A 14,581-nucleotide genomic window follows, 5' to 3' on the forward strand; every position below is an offset into this window, starting at 1 on the left:
CTTCAGGCGCCGTGCCTCAGCAACCGGCCCGAATGGGTGTTGGTCGGGCGGTCGTCGCGCATCGTCACCTGGCCGTTGACCAGGATGTACTTGTAGCCTGAAGCGCGTTGCACGCGCCGCCATTCGCCGCCCGGCAGGTCGTGCGCGATCTCGTCGGGCAGGACCTTCAGCCCGTCATAGTCGTAGATCACGATGTCCGCCGGGGCGCCCTTCTTCAACATGCCGCGACCGCGAAAGCCTGCGACCTCGGCCGGCAGCGCCGACAGCCGCCAGTGCACGTCCTCGAGGCTCAGCATGCCGTGCTGGCGCACCACCTTGCAGATCGTCTCGGTCGGATAGCGGCCCGCCGTCAGGAACTTCGTGTGGGCACCGCCGTCCGACACGCCGAACAGGATGTACGGATCGTCGACCAGCTCCTTCAGATACTCGATGCTGCCGTTGGGCGGTGCCGCGAAGAATTCGGTCTCGAGATTCTCCTCGACCGCCATGTCGAGCATGACGTCGACCGGATGCTTGCCCATCTTCTCGCCGGCATGGGCCAGCGTATGGTCGAGCCACTTCTTGTTGCGCTCGGTCTTCGGCCCGACGATGGCGATCTGCGGCAGCGGCCCCGTCGCCGTGATCGGCAGGTTTTCGCGCAACCGCGCACGGCGCGCCGGATCGGCGAGCTTGGCGAGCCGCTCCTCGCGCGTGCCGGTGGTCGCGTCGCACCAGTCCTGGGAATCGTCGAACAGGTTCCAGTCCTCGAAGGTGAAGGTGAAGCCTGCATCGGTTGTGAGCCCCTGCCCGACGACCCTGATGCCGCGCTCGCGGCAGCTCTTCAGCCAGGCCAGTCCGCGGCGATGGATCTCGGGCCGGTGATCGAAGGCCTGGATCACGTTCATGATCATCGGCCGGCCGCTCAGCGTCGACAGTTCCTCGTAGAAGGCGCGGTCGGCCGCATTGTCGCCCGAGATCAGCAGCATCTGCATGAACCCTTCGTTACGCTCGGCCAGCACGCGGGCGAACTCGCGGCAGGTCTCGTCGTGCATCACGTCGGTCGGCATCGGCGTGCCGTCATAGTCGCGCTGCACGGCCGCCGGGCCGGTGGGCTTCATGCGCTGCGCCGACCAGCCGCAGGCGCCGGCATCCATCGCCTCGTTGAGCAGGCGCTTCATTTCGGCATGCTGCTCCGGCGTTGGCATCTTGCCGGCCTTGGCGGCCTCGAAGCCCATCACCCAGATGAGAAGCGGAGACACCGGTACATAGGGCAGGACGTTCACCGCCTTCGGCGCGGCATCGACGCTGTCGAGGAATTCCGGGAAGGTCACCCAGTCCCACGGCATGCCCTCCTTCATCGAGGCCATGGGAATCGCTTCGACCCGCGTCATCGACATCATGGCCCGCTCGCGCTCGGCCGGACGGACCGGCGCGAACCCGAAGCCGCAATTGCCGATCACCACCGAGGTGATGCCGTGCCACGAGGAGAGCGTGCAGTAGGGATCCCAGAAGAGCTGCGCGTCGTAGTGCGTGTGCAAGTCGACGAAGCCCGGCGCCACGATCAGGCCGCCGGCGTCGATGACGTCATCGGCGTCGCTGGCGGCGATGCGGCCGATCTCGGCGATGCGGCCATCCTTGATGCCGATATCGCCCCGAAAGCGCGGCAGACGACTGCCGTCGACGATCATCCCGCCGCGGATTACGCGATCGTAGCGCGCCATTCGTTTCCTCCGGTGTTTTGCCGGAAGCGTGCGGGCGTCCCCTCGGCCTGTCAACGCGAGCGGGTCGCGGCGCAGAACTCAGTTGCGCTTCGTCACCTGGATGAACGTATTGTTGGTATTGGGCCGGTAGCTGACATTGTAGTGGCCACCCGCTCCAACCGCGTCACAGCTGGCGCCCACGGTCTGCACGCGCCCGATCGTGTAGGTCGTCCAGGCGCTGCCCTTGGACATGTCGACGTCGAGCTGGAACAGCAGGTTCGGCGAACTCTTCTGCCCATTCTGGTACTGCCAGCAAATCCAGTTCTTGTATCCGGGCTTGAGCTGCATGGTCTTCCATTCGCCCTCGCCCCACTTGTAGCGATAGCTGATCTGCGCCTGCGTCTGGTTGTGAAGGCAGGCGCAGCCGTGAGTGGTCTGCTGCGCTGCCGCGGGGCTGGCGCCCGCAGAGGCCACGGCGATCAGGGCGACCGCCATCAATCCCAATTTCATTCGATTCCCCCAAGTGACGCGTCAGCCTAGGATTATCTCTTTGGGACTGCAATCTCCCGCCCAAATACGGTCAGTTCGCCTTCCCGTGGCAATCGAAGGTGACCACGCGCGGCTTGAAGGGCCCCGGAGGCGGCACGTCCGGGAAGCTCTTCTTCGGCCAGGTGCCATCGGCGAGGTGCCGGTCGACCACAGGCACGAGGAGCTGGAGCATGATCCAGGCGCGTAACCGGATCCCTTCGGGCGTGCCGTGGATCGCATCGATGAACAGGTCCGGGTCGGACGGCATCATCCGGGCGACGTCGAGGAAATCGATCCGGTGTTCCTTCGCAAACTTTTTCAGCACGCGGTTCTGGAACACCGCCAGCCGCTCGAGGTCCCGGTAGCGAAAAGGCGCATAGCCGTAATTGAGATACTCCAGGATGAAGCGGTGGCGCGCCGGATCGAGCACCATCCCGTCCGCGACGAGCCACTTGAAGGAGGCCAGCGCCAGTTCGCCCCCCACCGCTTCGGTCGTCGTATCGATGCGGCCCAGATCGGCCAGGATCTCCGACAGGCTGACCGGAAGGTCCTTGCGCGCGAGGTCCGGATCCTTCTCGTCGACGCCCGCCGGCCAGACCAGCGTGTAGTCGGGTTTGGGCCACTCGCGACCGTCGGCTCCCGGCGCGCCGCCCTTGCCGGCCGGCGATGCCGCGGCCTCTGGCGAACCATATTGAGCGAGCAGGTTCTTCAGGCGACTGGCCAAGGTGGAGCTGTAGCTCAGATCCTCGAGGATGCGGGCGAACAGGCCGGGCGCCGGCGGAGTCGCAACCGGCAGCCTCGCGGGGCGCGGAGGAAGATCGGGGACCAGGGTTCCCAGATAGAACTGGTTGGCCCCCTCGTAGTAGACGACCAGATCGGGCGCGAGCGGCGCCACTTCGTTGCGCATGATGGCCGCGATGTCGGGGGATCCGATGCTTTCGCGCCCCGCGTTCAGGACCTCGAAGCGAAGGTCGAGCTTCTTCGCGGCAGCCCATCGATTGAGCCAGTAGCCGATATGCTCGGGATAGGAATAGGGAAAGTGGTGAGAGGACACCGTCGTCGACGCGCCGAGGAAGGCGATGCGAATCGTCTTCGGCTGGCGCGCGAGGGGCACGGGACTGCCGCGAAACCCGTAGGCGTTGGTCACCAGCCCGATCGGCGTCGTCTTGTCAGGCAGGAAACGGAAGCGCGGCCACGGGCTGCCATCGGGTGGATCGTAGACGTAAATCTGACCCGGCGCGTCCTTGAGATACGGATGCGCGCAGGGATCAGGCCCGACGAAGACGCTGTTCCAGACCTTGAACATGTCGGCGCGTCGGGTGCCGTCGGTCACCCCGCTCGCCTCGACCCGCCGCACCAACTCGGTATCTTCGGCCGAAACCGCCCGCCGGTTCGGCAAGGGCGGTGGGTCGTCGCCAAACCAGGCCCGCTGCACCCCCTCGGCCAAGGGGATTCCATCGAGATAGCTCACTGCGGCGCTCGGCTCCTGGGCATCGAGCCAGCGCGCCATTCCCTCGGCGAGCGCCGTACAGAGCACGACGGACACGAGGATCAAGAGAGCATTCTTCAGGACGGTCGCCACGTCATGGTTGTTAGTACGTCCCACCGGGCGAAGCCAGACGGACCGGCATCCAGGGCATGGTATAGACCGAGGGCGTCACATGGAGAGCGCAATGCAGTTCGGCTGGCTTACCCTCGCGATGTCCCCCTCGCCCGAGGAGGATGGTGCGCGCATCGACGACATCGTGGCCCAGGCCTGCGAAGCCGAACGATTGGGTTTTTCCGACGTCTGGCTGACCGAACATTATTTCACCGGCGAGAGCGTGTATTGCGACTCGCTGATGTTCGCGGCGGCGCTCGCCATGAAGACCAGCAAGGTCCGGCTGGGCTTCGCGGTGGTGCAGACACCCTTCCATCATCCGGTGCGCCTGGCAGTGCAGCTGGCACTGCTCGACAATCTCAGCAAGGGCCGCATCGACGTCGGCATCGGCAAGGGCACCGCCTACAACGAATATGAATTCGTCGGCCACGGCCTGCGCAGCACCGACAGCCGCGAGCGAATGGAGGAGACGGTCGACATCCTCCAGCGCGCCTGGACGGAATCGCCGCTCGACTATGACGGCCGCTTCCACAAGCTGCACGTGCCGGCGATCCGGCCCAAGCCCGTGCAGCAGCCCGGTCCGCCCTTGTGGCGCAGCGTGATCTCCCCGGGCTCGTTCCGGGAATGCGGCAGGCTCGGCATGCCGATCCTGACCGCCCGCCTTCCGGTCGAACGTATCAAGGAGCGCTGGGCAACCTACGCCGCCGGAATCGACGAAGGCGGCCACGATGCCGGCACGAAGACGCGGCTGCTCGCCCAGAGTGCTTTGTGGCGCAACGTCTATGTCGGGGACTCCGACGCCGAGGCAGAGGACACGTTGTCCGCCCTGCTGATCGAGACGCGGGCCCACATGATGCATGTGCGCGAGGCGCACAATCCGGCCGACTTCGAGCCCGAGCCCGCGACCCTCAATGCCTGGACCGACCCCAAGGTGCCGGACTCGGAAGCGGTGCCGTTCCTGCTGCGCACCGGCTGCCTCTACGGCTCTGCCGCGCGGGTACGCGACCAGGTTTCCGAACTCCGCGATGTCGGCGTCCAGCATCTCCTTTGCCAGACGGGCTTCGGTGCCATGAGTCACGCGCAGAACCTGGCATGCGGCGCTTCGGCGAGCACGTGATGCCCGCATTCCGTGGAACGCCCGCCAACTGAAAGTTGCGTGCGTCATCGTACCGACCTGACGGTTCCCTGCCGATTAATTGCCGCCACGGCCGGAACCCGAAGCCTGCGTCTGCGTTTGCCGGACATGGCCAGTGCTCTGTGCCGGAGTCATGCCTTTAGTCGTGGGGGGGGATTTTGGCCGTTTCCGACAAGAAGAACCTGGTGAGCCTGTTTGCAGAGGGTGAAAGCGACATCCTCGCCAACTGGGTTTCGACCCTGAATCTAGGGGAAATCCGGATGACGCGGCAGGAAGCCGAAAGCCAGGGCCGCGCCGTGCTGGATGCGCTCGCCAAGGCCGTCGCGCACGGCAATTCGAGCGACATGCGCGGCGGCGAGTTCGCCGATGTCCGCGACGTGCTGCAAGCCTTCTCGCGGAGCCGCGCCCTGCAGGGTTTCTCCCCGACCGAAACGGCCACCTTCATCCTGTCCCTGAAGCGGTCTCTGTTCGAGCAGGTGCGCAAGACGACGAGGCCCGAGGACGCATTCGACCTGCTCTCGATCGTCAGCGAATTGATCGACCGGCTCGGCATGTTCACCATCGAAACCTACCAGAAGACGCGCGAGGAGTTGATCGCCCGCCAGGGCAAGGAGATCGAAGAGCTTTCCACGCCGGTCGTGAAACTCTGGGAAGGCATCGTGGCCCTTCCGCTGATCGGCACTCTGGACAGCGGTCGCACCCAGGTGGTCATGCAGAACCTCCTGGAGACCATCGTCCAGACCGGTGCCGAGATCGCCATCCTCGACATCACCGGGGTGCCCATGGTCGACACGCTGACCGCCCAGCACCTGCTCAAGACGGTCTCGGCAGCCCGGCTGATGGGCGCGGACTGCATCATCAGCGGCATCCGCCCGCAGATCGCACAGACGATCGTCCAGCTCGGCGTCGACCTGAATGTCGTCTCGAAGGCAACCCTCGCCGATGCGCTGGCGCTGGCGTTGAGGCGGACGGGGCGCGTCGTCACCAAGGTGAAGGCGCCATCATCCGGCGCCTCCCAGGAGCAGCCGGCCGAGACGCGCGGCTGAGCCCGGCGTCATGGACAGCATTCCCATCCTGAAAATCGGGTCGGCACTCCTCGTGACGATCCAGGTCGATATGCACGACCAGCTCGCGACGCGTCTCCAGGACGATCTCACCGAGAAGATCGTCCAGCATCGCGCCCGCGGCGTTCTGATCGACATCTCGGCGCTCGAGATCGTCGACAGCTTCATCGGGAGGATGCTGGCGAACATTGCCAACGTTTCCCGCCTGCTCGATGCGGACACGGTGGTCGTCGGCATGCGTCCGGAAGTCGCGATCACACTGGTCGAGCTCGGCCTCGGCCTGCCCGGGGTGAAGACCGCGCTCAATGCCGAGCGCGGACTTGCCCTCATTGGCGGCGTGTCGGCCGCGGGCGAAGCGGCGGACGATGCCGACGACGACTGACACCCTGCCGATCACCTCCAGCGACGACGTCGTGCGGGTTCGTCAGAAGGTTCGCGTTCGCGCGACCGAGGTCGGCCTGTCCCTGGTCGACCAGACAAAGCTCATCACTGCGGCGAGCGAACTTGCCCGCAACACGCTCGACTACGGCAAAGGCGGTCATGCCGACATCGAGACCATCATCGCGGAACGCCGCGGCGTGCGCGTGGTGTTCCGCGATCGAGGCCCCGGCATCCCGGACATCCAGGAGGCCCTGACCGATGGCTTCACCTCGGGAAACGGATTGGGGCACGGGTTGGGCGGCGCGCGTCGCCTAGTCGACGATTTCGACATCGAAAGCACGGTGGGAGCCGGCACGACGGTGGCCATCGCCCGATGGAAGCGATGAACCGCCTGCTGCCCGTGCCCGATACCAGCCACGCCAATTCTGCCCGCCGCGAGGTGGAAAGCGTGGCGCGGTCCTGCGGCTTCAGTGAGCCGGATATCGGCCGCGCAGCGCTCGTTGCACTCGAGTTGGCCACGAACGTGGCGCGGCACGGCGGCGGCGGTCATCTCCTGGTGCGCGAAGTCGCGGCGGGAGATTGCAAGGGGCTCGAGATCACGTCGATCGACAGCGGTCCCGGCATGGCGGACGTGGCGCACAGCCTGACCGATGGAGTATCGACCTACGGCTCGGCCGGGGCGGGTCTCGGCGCCATCCGCCGGCAGGCGGACGAGTTCGACATACACTCGCAAACCGGACCGGCCCCGGGCCGTGGCACTGCGATCTTCGTTCGACTGTGGCCAGGTCGGCGGGCGCCGTCCGAGACGCTGGCCCTGGTCGGCTCCGTCTCCGTGCCGAAGCCCGACGAGCTCGTGTGCGGAGATGGCGTGGCGGTAGTGCGTGCAGGCAGCGTGGTCTCGCTGCTGGTGGTTGACGGGCTCGGCCATGGCGTAGCGGCCCAACAGGCCGCCATCGCCGCGTGCGACCTGTTTCAGAAGAGCCTGGTCGGTTCGACCATCACGGCGGCGCAGAAGATCCATGCGGGCCTGCGGGCAACGCGCGGCGCCGCAATCGGAATCGCCAACGTCGATCTGGCCGCCGCCTCCATCACTTTCTGTGGCATCGGCAACATTGCAGGTCTCACCGCGGCGGGCGGACAGGTCCGGCGTTTCGTCTCGATGAACGGCATCGCGGGCCATACCGCGGGGCAGATCAGGGAGTTCGTGTATCCGTGCGATGGCCCGGGACTGGTGGTGGTGCTGCACTCCGATGGCATCGGGACGAACTGGTCGCTCGACCGCTATCCCGGGCTGGCGGCGCGCCATCCGGCACTGATTGCGGCCGTTCTCTACCGTGATGGCACGCGCGGGCGCGACGACGCCACGGTGCTGGTGCTGAGGCGGGCGCCATGAGCGAGGCCGCGCTCTACAGCATGCGCCTCGACACAGAGCAGGATATCGTGCGCGCCCGCCAGCGCGCGCGGCATATCGCGCGTCTCGTCGGGTTCGACCGGCAGGCACAGACCTCGATCGCCACCGCGGTCTCCGAGGTGGCGCGCAACACCGTGAGCTACGGCGGCGGCGGCGGCCTGTCCTTCGCGCTCAAGGGCGATCCTCCCACGCAGATGCTCACCATGACGTTCCGCGACCAGGGGCGCGGGATCGCCGAGCTGGAAAGCATCCTGGGGGGCACCTACGTCTCGCCGACCGGCATGGGCATCGGCCTGGTCGGCACGCGACGCCTGATGGACGAGTTCGAGATCGACAGCGGTCCGTCCGGCACCCTCGTGCGCTTCGGCAAGTACCTGCCGCGGGGAGCAGCCGCCAACGACATGTCGGTCGGCCGGGTGGCGTCGGACCTCGCACGCTCCGGCCCCGAGGTCTTGGTCGAGGAGGTGCTGGCACAGAACCGCGACCTGCTCACCACCATGGCGGACCTCGAAACAGCACGGGCGGAACTCGCCGAACTCAACACCGAACTCGACAGCACGAACCGCGGTGTCCTGGCGCTCTATGCCGAACTCGAGCAGCGTGCCGACGACCTGAAGCGCGCCAGCGAGGTCAAAAGCCAGTTTCTTTCGGCCGTCAGCCACGAACTGCGCACGCCGCTCAACTCCATCACCGCGCTGACCCGCATGCTGGCGGACCAGACCGACGGGCCGCTGAACGAAGAGCAGCAGCGCCAGCTCTCCTATGTCCGCCAGTCGGCCGACACGCTGACCCGCCTCGTCAATGACCTGCTCGACCTTGCCAAGGTCGAGGCAGGGCGCATCGACCTGCATCCGGTGAAGATCGAGGTGGCCGAGCTGCTCTCTGCCCTGCGCGGCATGATGAAGCCGCTGCAGACCGGCGCGGATGTCGACCTGGTCTTCCGCGACCTCACCGGCGGCCTCCTCCTCTATACCGACGAAGGCAAGCTCCAGCAGATTCTGCGCAATCTCGTCTCCAACGCCCTCAAGTACACAGAGCGCGGCGAAGTGAGCGTGACCGTATCGACGCCGATCCAGGGGCGCGTCGAGTTCGCGGTGCGCGACAGCGGTATCGGCATTCCCGACCAGGAGCGCGAGCGGATCTTCGACGAATTCGTCCAAATCCGGAACCCGCTTCAGACTCGCACCAAGGGCTCCGGTCTCGGCCTGCCGCTGTCGCGCAAGCTCGCCGGCCTCATGGGGGGCGTGATCACCGTGGAGAGCGAGACCGGGAACGGCTCGACATTCACCCTCGACATACCCGCCGTCCTGCCGGGCGCATCGCTCGAGAGCGCCGTCGCAGCCGAGGGCATGGGCAAGATCCTGATCGTCGACGATGAGGAGAGCACGCGCTACGTGTTGACCCACATGTTGCGCGGCGAGGGTCCATGGGCCTTGATCGAAGCGGGGGACGGAACCGAGGGGCTGCGGCTGGCGCAGGCGGAGATGCCGGACTTCATCCTGCTCGACCTCCATCTGCCCGGCCTCACCGGGTTCGAGGTCTTCCGGTCGCTGAAGGGCGATCCCGCCACCGCGCACATTCCCGTGCTCATCCTCACCTCGTCTTTGCTCGGGCCCGAGCACCACGAGCGGCTGCGGGGTGCCGTGGGGATCCTCTCCAAGTCCAACCTGTCGCGCGCCATCCTTGCTGGCCATGTGGTCCAGGCGATGAAGAAGGGCGGTGATTCTTGAAGTCGCTGATCCTGAACGTCGACGACAACGAGTCCGGCCGGTACATCAAGACCCGGTTGCTTCGGCAGGGCGGCTACGAGGTCATCGAGGCACGCACCGGCATCGAGGCGCTGGAGGTGGCACGGCGGGAAAAACCCGACCTCGTGCTGCTCGACGTCAAGCTTCCCGACATCAACGGCTTCGAGGTGTGTCGGCTCATCAAGAAGCAGGACGTCCAGCTCCTGGTTCTTCAGATCTCGGCGTCCTTCGTCGCACCTCAGGACCGGGCGGTCGGCCTCGACAGCGGCGCCGACGCCTATCTCAGCCAGCCGGTCGAGCCGGCGGAACTTCTCGCCACGATCCGGGCGCTGCTGCGTCTGAAGCGCGCAGAACAGGCGGCGGAACAGAGCAACGAACTCTACCGCATGATCGTGCAGAGCGTGGTCGACCACGCAATCATCACGGTCGACCAGAACGGTGTGGTCCAGAGCTGGAGCGAGGGTGCCCACCGGGTGCTCGGCTGGGCCGAGGTCGAGGTGCTCGGCCAGTCGGCGGACTGCATCTACACGCCCGAGGACGTGGCCGGTGACGTGCCACACGCGGAGCGCCAGCGCGCGGCATCGGAAGCGACCGTGACCTCCAACCGGTGGCACCTCCGTAAGGATGGACGCCCCATCTGGGCAAGCTGCGTAATGGCGCCCCTGCGGGCGCGCGGCGGACCGGGCCAGGGCTTCATCCTGGTGCTTCGCGATCTCACCGTCGAGAAGACGCAGCAGGACGCCATGGAGCGCGCCAATGCCTGGCTCGAACGAGAGGTCACGGTGCGTACCGGCGCGCTCACGGAAGCAAACCGCCGGCTGCGCGCCGAGATCGAGGAGCGCCAACAGGCCGAAGCCGCCCTGCGCCAGGTTCAGAAGATGGAAGCCGTCGGTCAGCTCACCGGCGGCATCGCCCACGACTTCAACAACATGCTGACGGTCGTGCTGGGCTCGACCGAGGCCCTGAAGAAGGCGCTCCCCGCCTCCGAGAACGCCCAGCATCGCCGGGCCGACCTGGTCATGCAGGCCGCGACCCAGGCCGCGGCGCTCACTCACCGCCTGCTCGCCTTCGCCCGCCGTCAACCCAGCGACCCCAAGCCGGCCAACCTGAACGTGCTGGTTGGCGGCCTGATCGACATGCTCCACCGTACCATCGGCGAGCGCATCCGACTCGAGATCGACCTCGAGGAGGAGCTGCCGCTGGTGACCATCGATTCCAACCAACTCGAGAACGCGCTCCTGAACCTCGCGGTGAATGCGCGCGACGCCATGCCGGGCGGCGGCAAGCTGGTCATACGCACGCTGTCGCGCGGCGATCGCGTGCTGCTCACCGTGTCCGACACCGGCATCGGGATGTCGGAGGAGACGCAGCGGCGCGCCATGGAACCCTTCTTCACAACCAAGCGCCACGGCGAGGGCACCGGTCTCGGCCTCGCCCAGGTGGCGGGCTTCATGGCGCAGTCGGAGGGATCGCTCGACCTGGTTTCGGCCGAAGGCAAGGGCACCACCGTACGCCTTTCCTTCCCGCGTCTGCCGGAAGGCACCGCTGTCGTGCGCGAGTCCGTCCCGGACGAAGGTCTGTTCGATGGCAAAGGCCGCCACGCGCTGGTCGTCGAGGACCAGCAGGGCGTGCGCGAGCACGTCGCCGAATCGCTGCGTCAGCTCGGCTTCGAGGTCGCGATGGCGGCAGACGCCATGGTGGCGCGCAGCCATGTCGATGCCGGCCATCCGGTCGACCTGCTGATGACCGATATCGGCCTGCCGGGCGGGACCGATGGCTGGCAGGTCGCCGACTACATGCGCAAGGCGCGTCCCGACGTGCGGATCGTGCTCATGACGGGCTACGCGCAGCCCAACGTCACTCCGCTGGGCCCGGCGACGGAACTGCTGATGAAGCCGTTCGTACGCAGCACCCTCGAGCTGCGCCTGTCGCGTCTGTTCGGACGTGACCGCACCTGAATCCCGCCGCTACTTCGGGCAGTCACCGAGACGCTTGCCGCTCAACTCGCTCTTGCCTTTCACGGTCGTGCCGGATTTGTCGGCCGCCTCCAGCTGGCCGAGCCCCTGATAGCTCGTCTTGGTGTAGGTGATCTCGGCCTTCGCGGTCACACCCGGGGTCTGATCGTTCGGCGGGCAGGTCAGCGTCGCGACGAGCGTGCCGGCCTTCTTGGCGCCGGCCTCGTACGTGCAACCGTGCTGCTTGATCTCGTCCGGCGTCGGGAAGAGCAGGCGCTCCAGCTGCGCCTCGTCGGCGGCAAGGCACACCTTCTTCGACGACGGCGCCATCGGCTGCATACCTTCCATCGCGGTCTTTTCGGTCGTCTCCCATTCGCCGGCCTGGATAGCCGTCTGCGCCCCGGCGGCACCGGCAACCAGCGACGAGACGAGCGAGACGGCGGCGAGGGCCGGCAGTCCGAACAGCTTCATGAATACTCCTGAGGGCACGTGACCGGCGACCATAGCCGATTGCGGTTCACCGCGCCGCCCCTCAAGCGAGGTCCGGCCACTTCGCAACGAGTGCATCGACCAGGGCGTCCACCTCCGCCGCCATCCCGCGCTCACCGGCAAAGGCCTGGGACCGCGAACCGGCCGGCAACAGCGACATGTGCACGCTGCGCGGATCGAGGGCCATAAGGCACGAGGTGATGTACTCGTCGTCGGCGAAGCGGTCGCCGCCCCGCAGCCCCAGCCCTTCCCCGGGAACCTCCAGCGTCCCGAGAGGTGACGCCGATAATTCCAGCACCGCGATGCGCCCAGCGCCGAGCGCCCTCAGCCCGTCGAATCGATCGCCCACAACCCGCCGCAGCGTGTCCTGCCGCGAGAAGGAGTCCGCATCGATGACGGGCGCCACCACGACGGCCAGCCGCTCCACCAGCTTCTGACCGAGGGCACGGGCGATCAGCCCGGCCGTCTTGAGCGGCAGATGAGGTGCCGGGGGTCCGGCCGATACGACGGGAATGAGCGCGACGGCCTTGCCGTCGAACCGGGGAGCGACTTCCTGTCGGGTGAGATCGTCGAGCCAGACGCCGGGCAGAGTGTTCATCGGCGGCAGGCTAGCACGTGCTACGCTGGCTTCAATGAACCCGCTCCTGACGGTCCTGCAGCGCATGGGAGGTCGTGCCACCACCCTCCTGCCCTTTTCCCTGCTGCTGGGCCTGCTGTTCCAGGACCTGGCCGCCGCAGCCCGGCCGCTGCTGCTGCCGCTGGTCGTGATCCTGCTGATGCTGGCCCTGGCGCGGATGGACTGGGGCCGCCTCTCCGCGCTGCTGCGTCGTCCCGGTGCCGCGCTCCTCCTGGCTATCCTCAACCTCGTTGCGGTACCCCTCGTCGTCTGGCCGGTCTGGCAGGGGCTGGGCTTGTGGCCGAGCCTCGTCACCGCACTCTGTCTCAGCGCGATGGCACCTGGAATCATATCAGCGGCTACGACGGCCACCTTCCTGCGCCTCGATGCCTCGTTGGCCCTGCTGCTCTCGCTCTTCACGAATTTCCTGGTGCCCTTCACCCTGCCGCCGCTGGCGCTGTGGCTGCTGGGCTTCGACCTCAAGATCGGCCTGTTCGATCTCAGCATGCGGCTGGCGACGATTGTGGCCCTGGCGCTGGTCGGGGCGCTCGTCATCCGGCGCTGGCTGGGACCTCGCCTCGTCGCGGCCGGCCCAACCCTCGACGGCGTCTCGGTGGTCGTACTGATGGTGTTCGCCATCCCGCTGATGGATGGCGTCGTCGCCCGCGCGATCACCGAGCCAGTGAAGCTCGCAGGCTTCATCACCGGCTCCTTTGCCGGAATGCTCCTGTGCAATCTGGTGATGGTGGCCGCGACCTGGCCGTTCCTGGACCGCAGAAGCGCCCTCACCGTCGGCTACTGCTCGGGCGGACGTCACAATGCACTCCTCATGGCGGTCCTGCCGGCGACGGCCGATCCCGACATCTTCCTGTTCATCGCCGCCGTTCAGTTCCCGATCTACATCATCCCGGCCCTGCTGCAGCCGCTCTACCGCCGCTTGCTGCCCCGTTGAGGCCGTTGTAACGATCTGCGCGGGGGACCTTTTCGGGAGACTTAACCATGAAGCGCAGACTTCTACTCGCCACCGCCGCGACCCTGCTCGCCACGCCCGCCTTCGCGCAGACCAAGTGGGATCTGCCAGCCGCCTACCCGGCAACGAATTACCACTCGGTCAATCTCCAGAAATTCGCCGATTCCGTGAAGGCGAGCTCGGGCGGCAAGCTCGAGATCGTCGTCCATCCCGGCGCCTCGCTGTTCAAGGCCCCCGAGATCAAGCGCGCCGTGCAGACGGGCCAGGCCCCGATCGGCGAGATCCTGGTCTCCAACTTCGAGAACGAAGATCCGGTCTACGGCGTCGATGTCGTACCCTTCCTGGCGAGCTCTTTCCCGGAAGCCAAGAAGCTGTGGGCGGCACAGAAGCCGGTGCTGGAGAAGAAGGCCGCCGCCCAGGGCATGATGGTCCTGTTCGCGGTGCCGTGGCCGCCGCAGGGCCTCTACGCCAAGAAGGAAGTGAACCAGCTCTCCGACATGAAGGGCATGAAGTTCCGCGCCTATAATCGCGGTACCTCGCGCATCGCCGAGCTGACCGGCGCACAACCCATCACCATCCAGGCCGCCGAACTCAGCCAGGCGCTGGCGACCGGCAAGGTCGATTCGTTTATTTCGTCTGGCGCCACAGGCGTCGATTCCAAGGTGTGGGAGCAGCTCACGCATTTCTACGACACCCAGGCCTGGCTGCCCAAGAACGCCGTGCTGATGAACAAGGCCGCCTTCGACAAGCTCGATCCCGCGACCCAGAAGGTCGTGTTGGCCGAAGCCGCGAAGGCTGAAGCGCTGGGTTGGGCCGAGGCCGAGAGGCTCTCCGCCGGCTTCCTGGAGACCCTCGCCAAGAACGGCATGAAGGTGCAGCCGCCCTCGCCCAAGCTCGCCGGCGAATACAAGGAGCTGGGCAAGAAGCTGACGGCCGAATGGCTTGAAAAGGCCGGGCCGGACGGCAAGGCCGTGGTCGACGCCTACAACAAGAACTAGGCCGCCT

14 protein-coding genes are annotated in these 14,581 nt (G+C 66.6%); 9 read left to right on the forward strand and 5 right to left on the reverse strand.

All coding sequences use genetic code 11. The annotated features are described in order from the left end of the window. Positions 1-2 precede the first annotated feature (2 nt). The 3 genes from ACT6UX_RS16615 to ACT6UX_RS16625 form a co-directional block, all read right to left on the reverse strand. Positions 3-1,700, reverse strand: coding sequence for an N-acyl-D-amino-acid deacylase family protein (locus ACT6UX_RS16615; protein ID WP_444776260.1), 1,698 nt, complete (start codon positions 1,698-1,700; stop codon positions 3-5). Between the two features lie 78 nt (positions 1,701-1,778). Next, entirely contained in the window at positions 1,779-2,189 is a 411-nt protein-coding gene (locus tag ACT6UX_RS16620) for a hypothetical protein (RefSeq protein ID WP_444776261.1), read from the reverse strand. 70 nt (positions 2,190-2,259) lie between these two features. Further along, positions 2,260-3,762: a hypothetical protein gene (locus ACT6UX_RS16625; protein WP_444776262.1), complete on the reverse strand. Its 1,503-nt coding sequence runs from the start codon at positions 3,760-3,762 to the stop codon at positions 2,260-2,262. A gap of 118 nt (positions 3,763-3,880) precedes the next feature. Between ACT6UX_RS16625 and ACT6UX_RS16630 the strand changes: the two genes are divergently transcribed. The 7 genes from ACT6UX_RS16630 (at position 3,881) to ACT6UX_RS16660 (ending at position 11,504) form a co-directional block, all read left to right on the forward strand. Next, positions 3,881-4,924 (forward strand): LLM class flavin-dependent oxidoreductase, encoded by a 1,044-nt coding sequence (locus tag ACT6UX_RS16630; protein ID WP_444776263.1) that lies wholly within the window; start codon positions 3,881-3,883, stop codon positions 4,922-4,924. Positions 4,925-5,127: 203 nt separating this feature from the next. Continuing rightward, positions 5,128-5,988, forward strand: coding sequence for an STAS domain-containing protein (locus ACT6UX_RS16635; protein WP_444776264.1), 861 nt, complete (start codon positions 5,128-5,130; stop codon positions 5,986-5,988). Positions 5,989-5,998: 10 nt separating this feature from the next. Continuing rightward, on the forward strand, positions 5,999-6,388 hold the full coding sequence (locus ACT6UX_RS16640) for an STAS domain-containing protein (RefSeq protein WP_298311008.1): 390 nt from the start codon (positions 5,999-6,001) through the stop codon (positions 6,386-6,388). Beyond that, positions 6,372-6,773, forward strand: a complete 402-nt coding sequence (locus ACT6UX_RS16645; protein WP_444776265.1) for an ATP-binding protein — start codon at positions 6,372-6,374, stop codon at positions 6,771-6,773. Before ACT6UX_RS16640 ends, ACT6UX_RS16645 begins: the two co-directional genes overlap by 17 nt. Then, the gene (locus tag ACT6UX_RS16650; RefSeq protein ID WP_444776266.1) at positions 6,770-7,780 is read left to right on the forward strand and encodes an ATP-binding SpoIIE family protein phosphatase; all 1,011 of its coding nucleotides are present in this window, start codon (positions 6,770-6,772) and stop codon (positions 7,778-7,780) included. Before ACT6UX_RS16645 ends, ACT6UX_RS16650 begins: the two co-directional genes overlap by 4 nt. Beyond that, entirely contained in the window at positions 7,777-9,528 is a 1,752-nt protein-coding gene (locus tag ACT6UX_RS16655; protein WP_444776267.1) for an ATP-binding protein, read from the forward strand. Before ACT6UX_RS16650 ends, ACT6UX_RS16655 begins: the two co-directional genes overlap by 4 nt. Beyond that, the gene (locus ACT6UX_RS16660) at positions 9,525-11,504 is read left to right on the forward strand and encodes a response regulator (RefSeq protein WP_444776268.1); all 1,980 of its coding nucleotides are present in this window, start codon (positions 9,525-9,527) and stop codon (positions 11,502-11,504) included. Before ACT6UX_RS16655 ends, ACT6UX_RS16660 begins: the two co-directional genes overlap by 4 nt. Before the next feature lie 9 nt (positions 11,505-11,513). Here ACT6UX_RS16660 and ACT6UX_RS16665 read toward each other — a convergent pair whose 3' ends face one another. Both ACT6UX_RS16665 and ACT6UX_RS16670 read right to left on the reverse strand, forming a co-directional pair. Further along, the gene (locus tag ACT6UX_RS16665; RefSeq protein ID WP_444776269.1) at positions 11,514-11,972 is read right to left on the reverse strand and encodes a DUF3617 domain-containing protein; all 459 of its coding nucleotides are present in this window, start codon (positions 11,970-11,972) and stop codon (positions 11,514-11,516) included. Between the two features lie 61 nt (positions 11,973-12,033). After that, a complete protein-coding gene (locus ACT6UX_RS16670) occupies positions 12,034-12,588 on the reverse strand; it encodes a hypothetical protein (RefSeq protein ID WP_444776270.1) in 555 nt (184 codons plus the stop codon). Between the two features lie 34 nt (positions 12,589-12,622). Here ACT6UX_RS16670 and ACT6UX_RS16675 point away from each other — a divergent pair, with 34 nt between their 5' ends. Continuing rightward, positions 12,623-13,558 carry a hypothetical protein gene (locus ACT6UX_RS16675; protein WP_444776271.1) on the forward strand — a complete coding sequence of 312 codons (936 nt, stop codon included), beginning with the start codon at positions 12,623-12,625 and terminating at the stop codon, positions 13,556-13,558. Between the two features lie 47 nt (positions 13,559-13,605). Continuing rightward, positions 13,606-14,574, forward strand: a complete 969-nt coding sequence (locus tag ACT6UX_RS16680; protein ID WP_444776272.1) for a TRAP transporter substrate-binding protein — start codon at positions 13,606-13,608, stop codon at positions 14,572-14,574. Positions 14,575-14,581 lie beyond the last annotated feature (7 nt).

The sequence above is a fragment of the Reyranella sp. genome, from assembly GCF_052439685.1.
Lineage (GTDB): Bacteria > Pseudomonadota > Alphaproteobacteria > Reyranellales > Reyranellaceae > Reyranella.

Coding starts and splice junctions, on each gene's coding strand:
- ACT6UX_RS16655 (WP_444776267.1), top strand. CDS start 7,777: ATGAGCGAGGCCGCGCTCTACAGCATGCGCCTCGACACAGAGCAGGAT.
- ACT6UX_RS16615 (WP_444776260.1), bottom strand. CDS start 1,700: ATGGCGCGCTACGATCGCGTAATCCGCGGCGGGATGATCGTCGACGGC.
- ACT6UX_RS16670 (WP_444776270.1), bottom strand. CDS start 12,588: ATGAACACTCTGCCCGGCGTCTGGCTCGACGATCTCACCCGACAGGAA.
- ACT6UX_RS16645 (WP_444776265.1), top strand. CDS start 6,372: ATGCCGACGACGACTGACACCCTGCCGATCACCTCCAGCGACGACGTC.
- ACT6UX_RS16650 (WP_444776266.1), top strand. CDS start 6,770: ATGAACCGCCTGCTGCCCGTGCCCGATACCAGCCACGCCAATTCTGCC.
- ACT6UX_RS16665 (WP_444776269.1), bottom strand. CDS start 11,972: ATGAAGCTGTTCGGACTGCCGGCCCTCGCCGCCGTCTCGCTCGTCTCG.
- ACT6UX_RS16630 (WP_444776263.1), top strand. CDS start 3,881: ATGCAGTTCGGCTGGCTTACCCTCGCGATGTCCCCCTCGCCCGAGGAG.
- ACT6UX_RS16640 (WP_298311008.1), top strand. CDS start 5,999: ATGGACAGCATTCCCATCCTGAAAATCGGGTCGGCACTCCTCGTGACG.
- ACT6UX_RS16675 (WP_444776271.1), top strand. CDS start 12,623: ATGAACCCGCTCCTGACGGTCCTGCAGCGCATGGGAGGTCGTGCCACC.
- ACT6UX_RS16680 (WP_444776272.1), top strand. CDS start 13,606: ATGAAGCGCAGACTTCTACTCGCCACCGCCGCGACCCTGCTCGCCACG.
- ACT6UX_RS16620 (WP_444776261.1), bottom strand. CDS start 2,189: ATGAAATTGGGATTGATGGCGGTCGCCCTGATCGCCGTGGCCTCTGCG.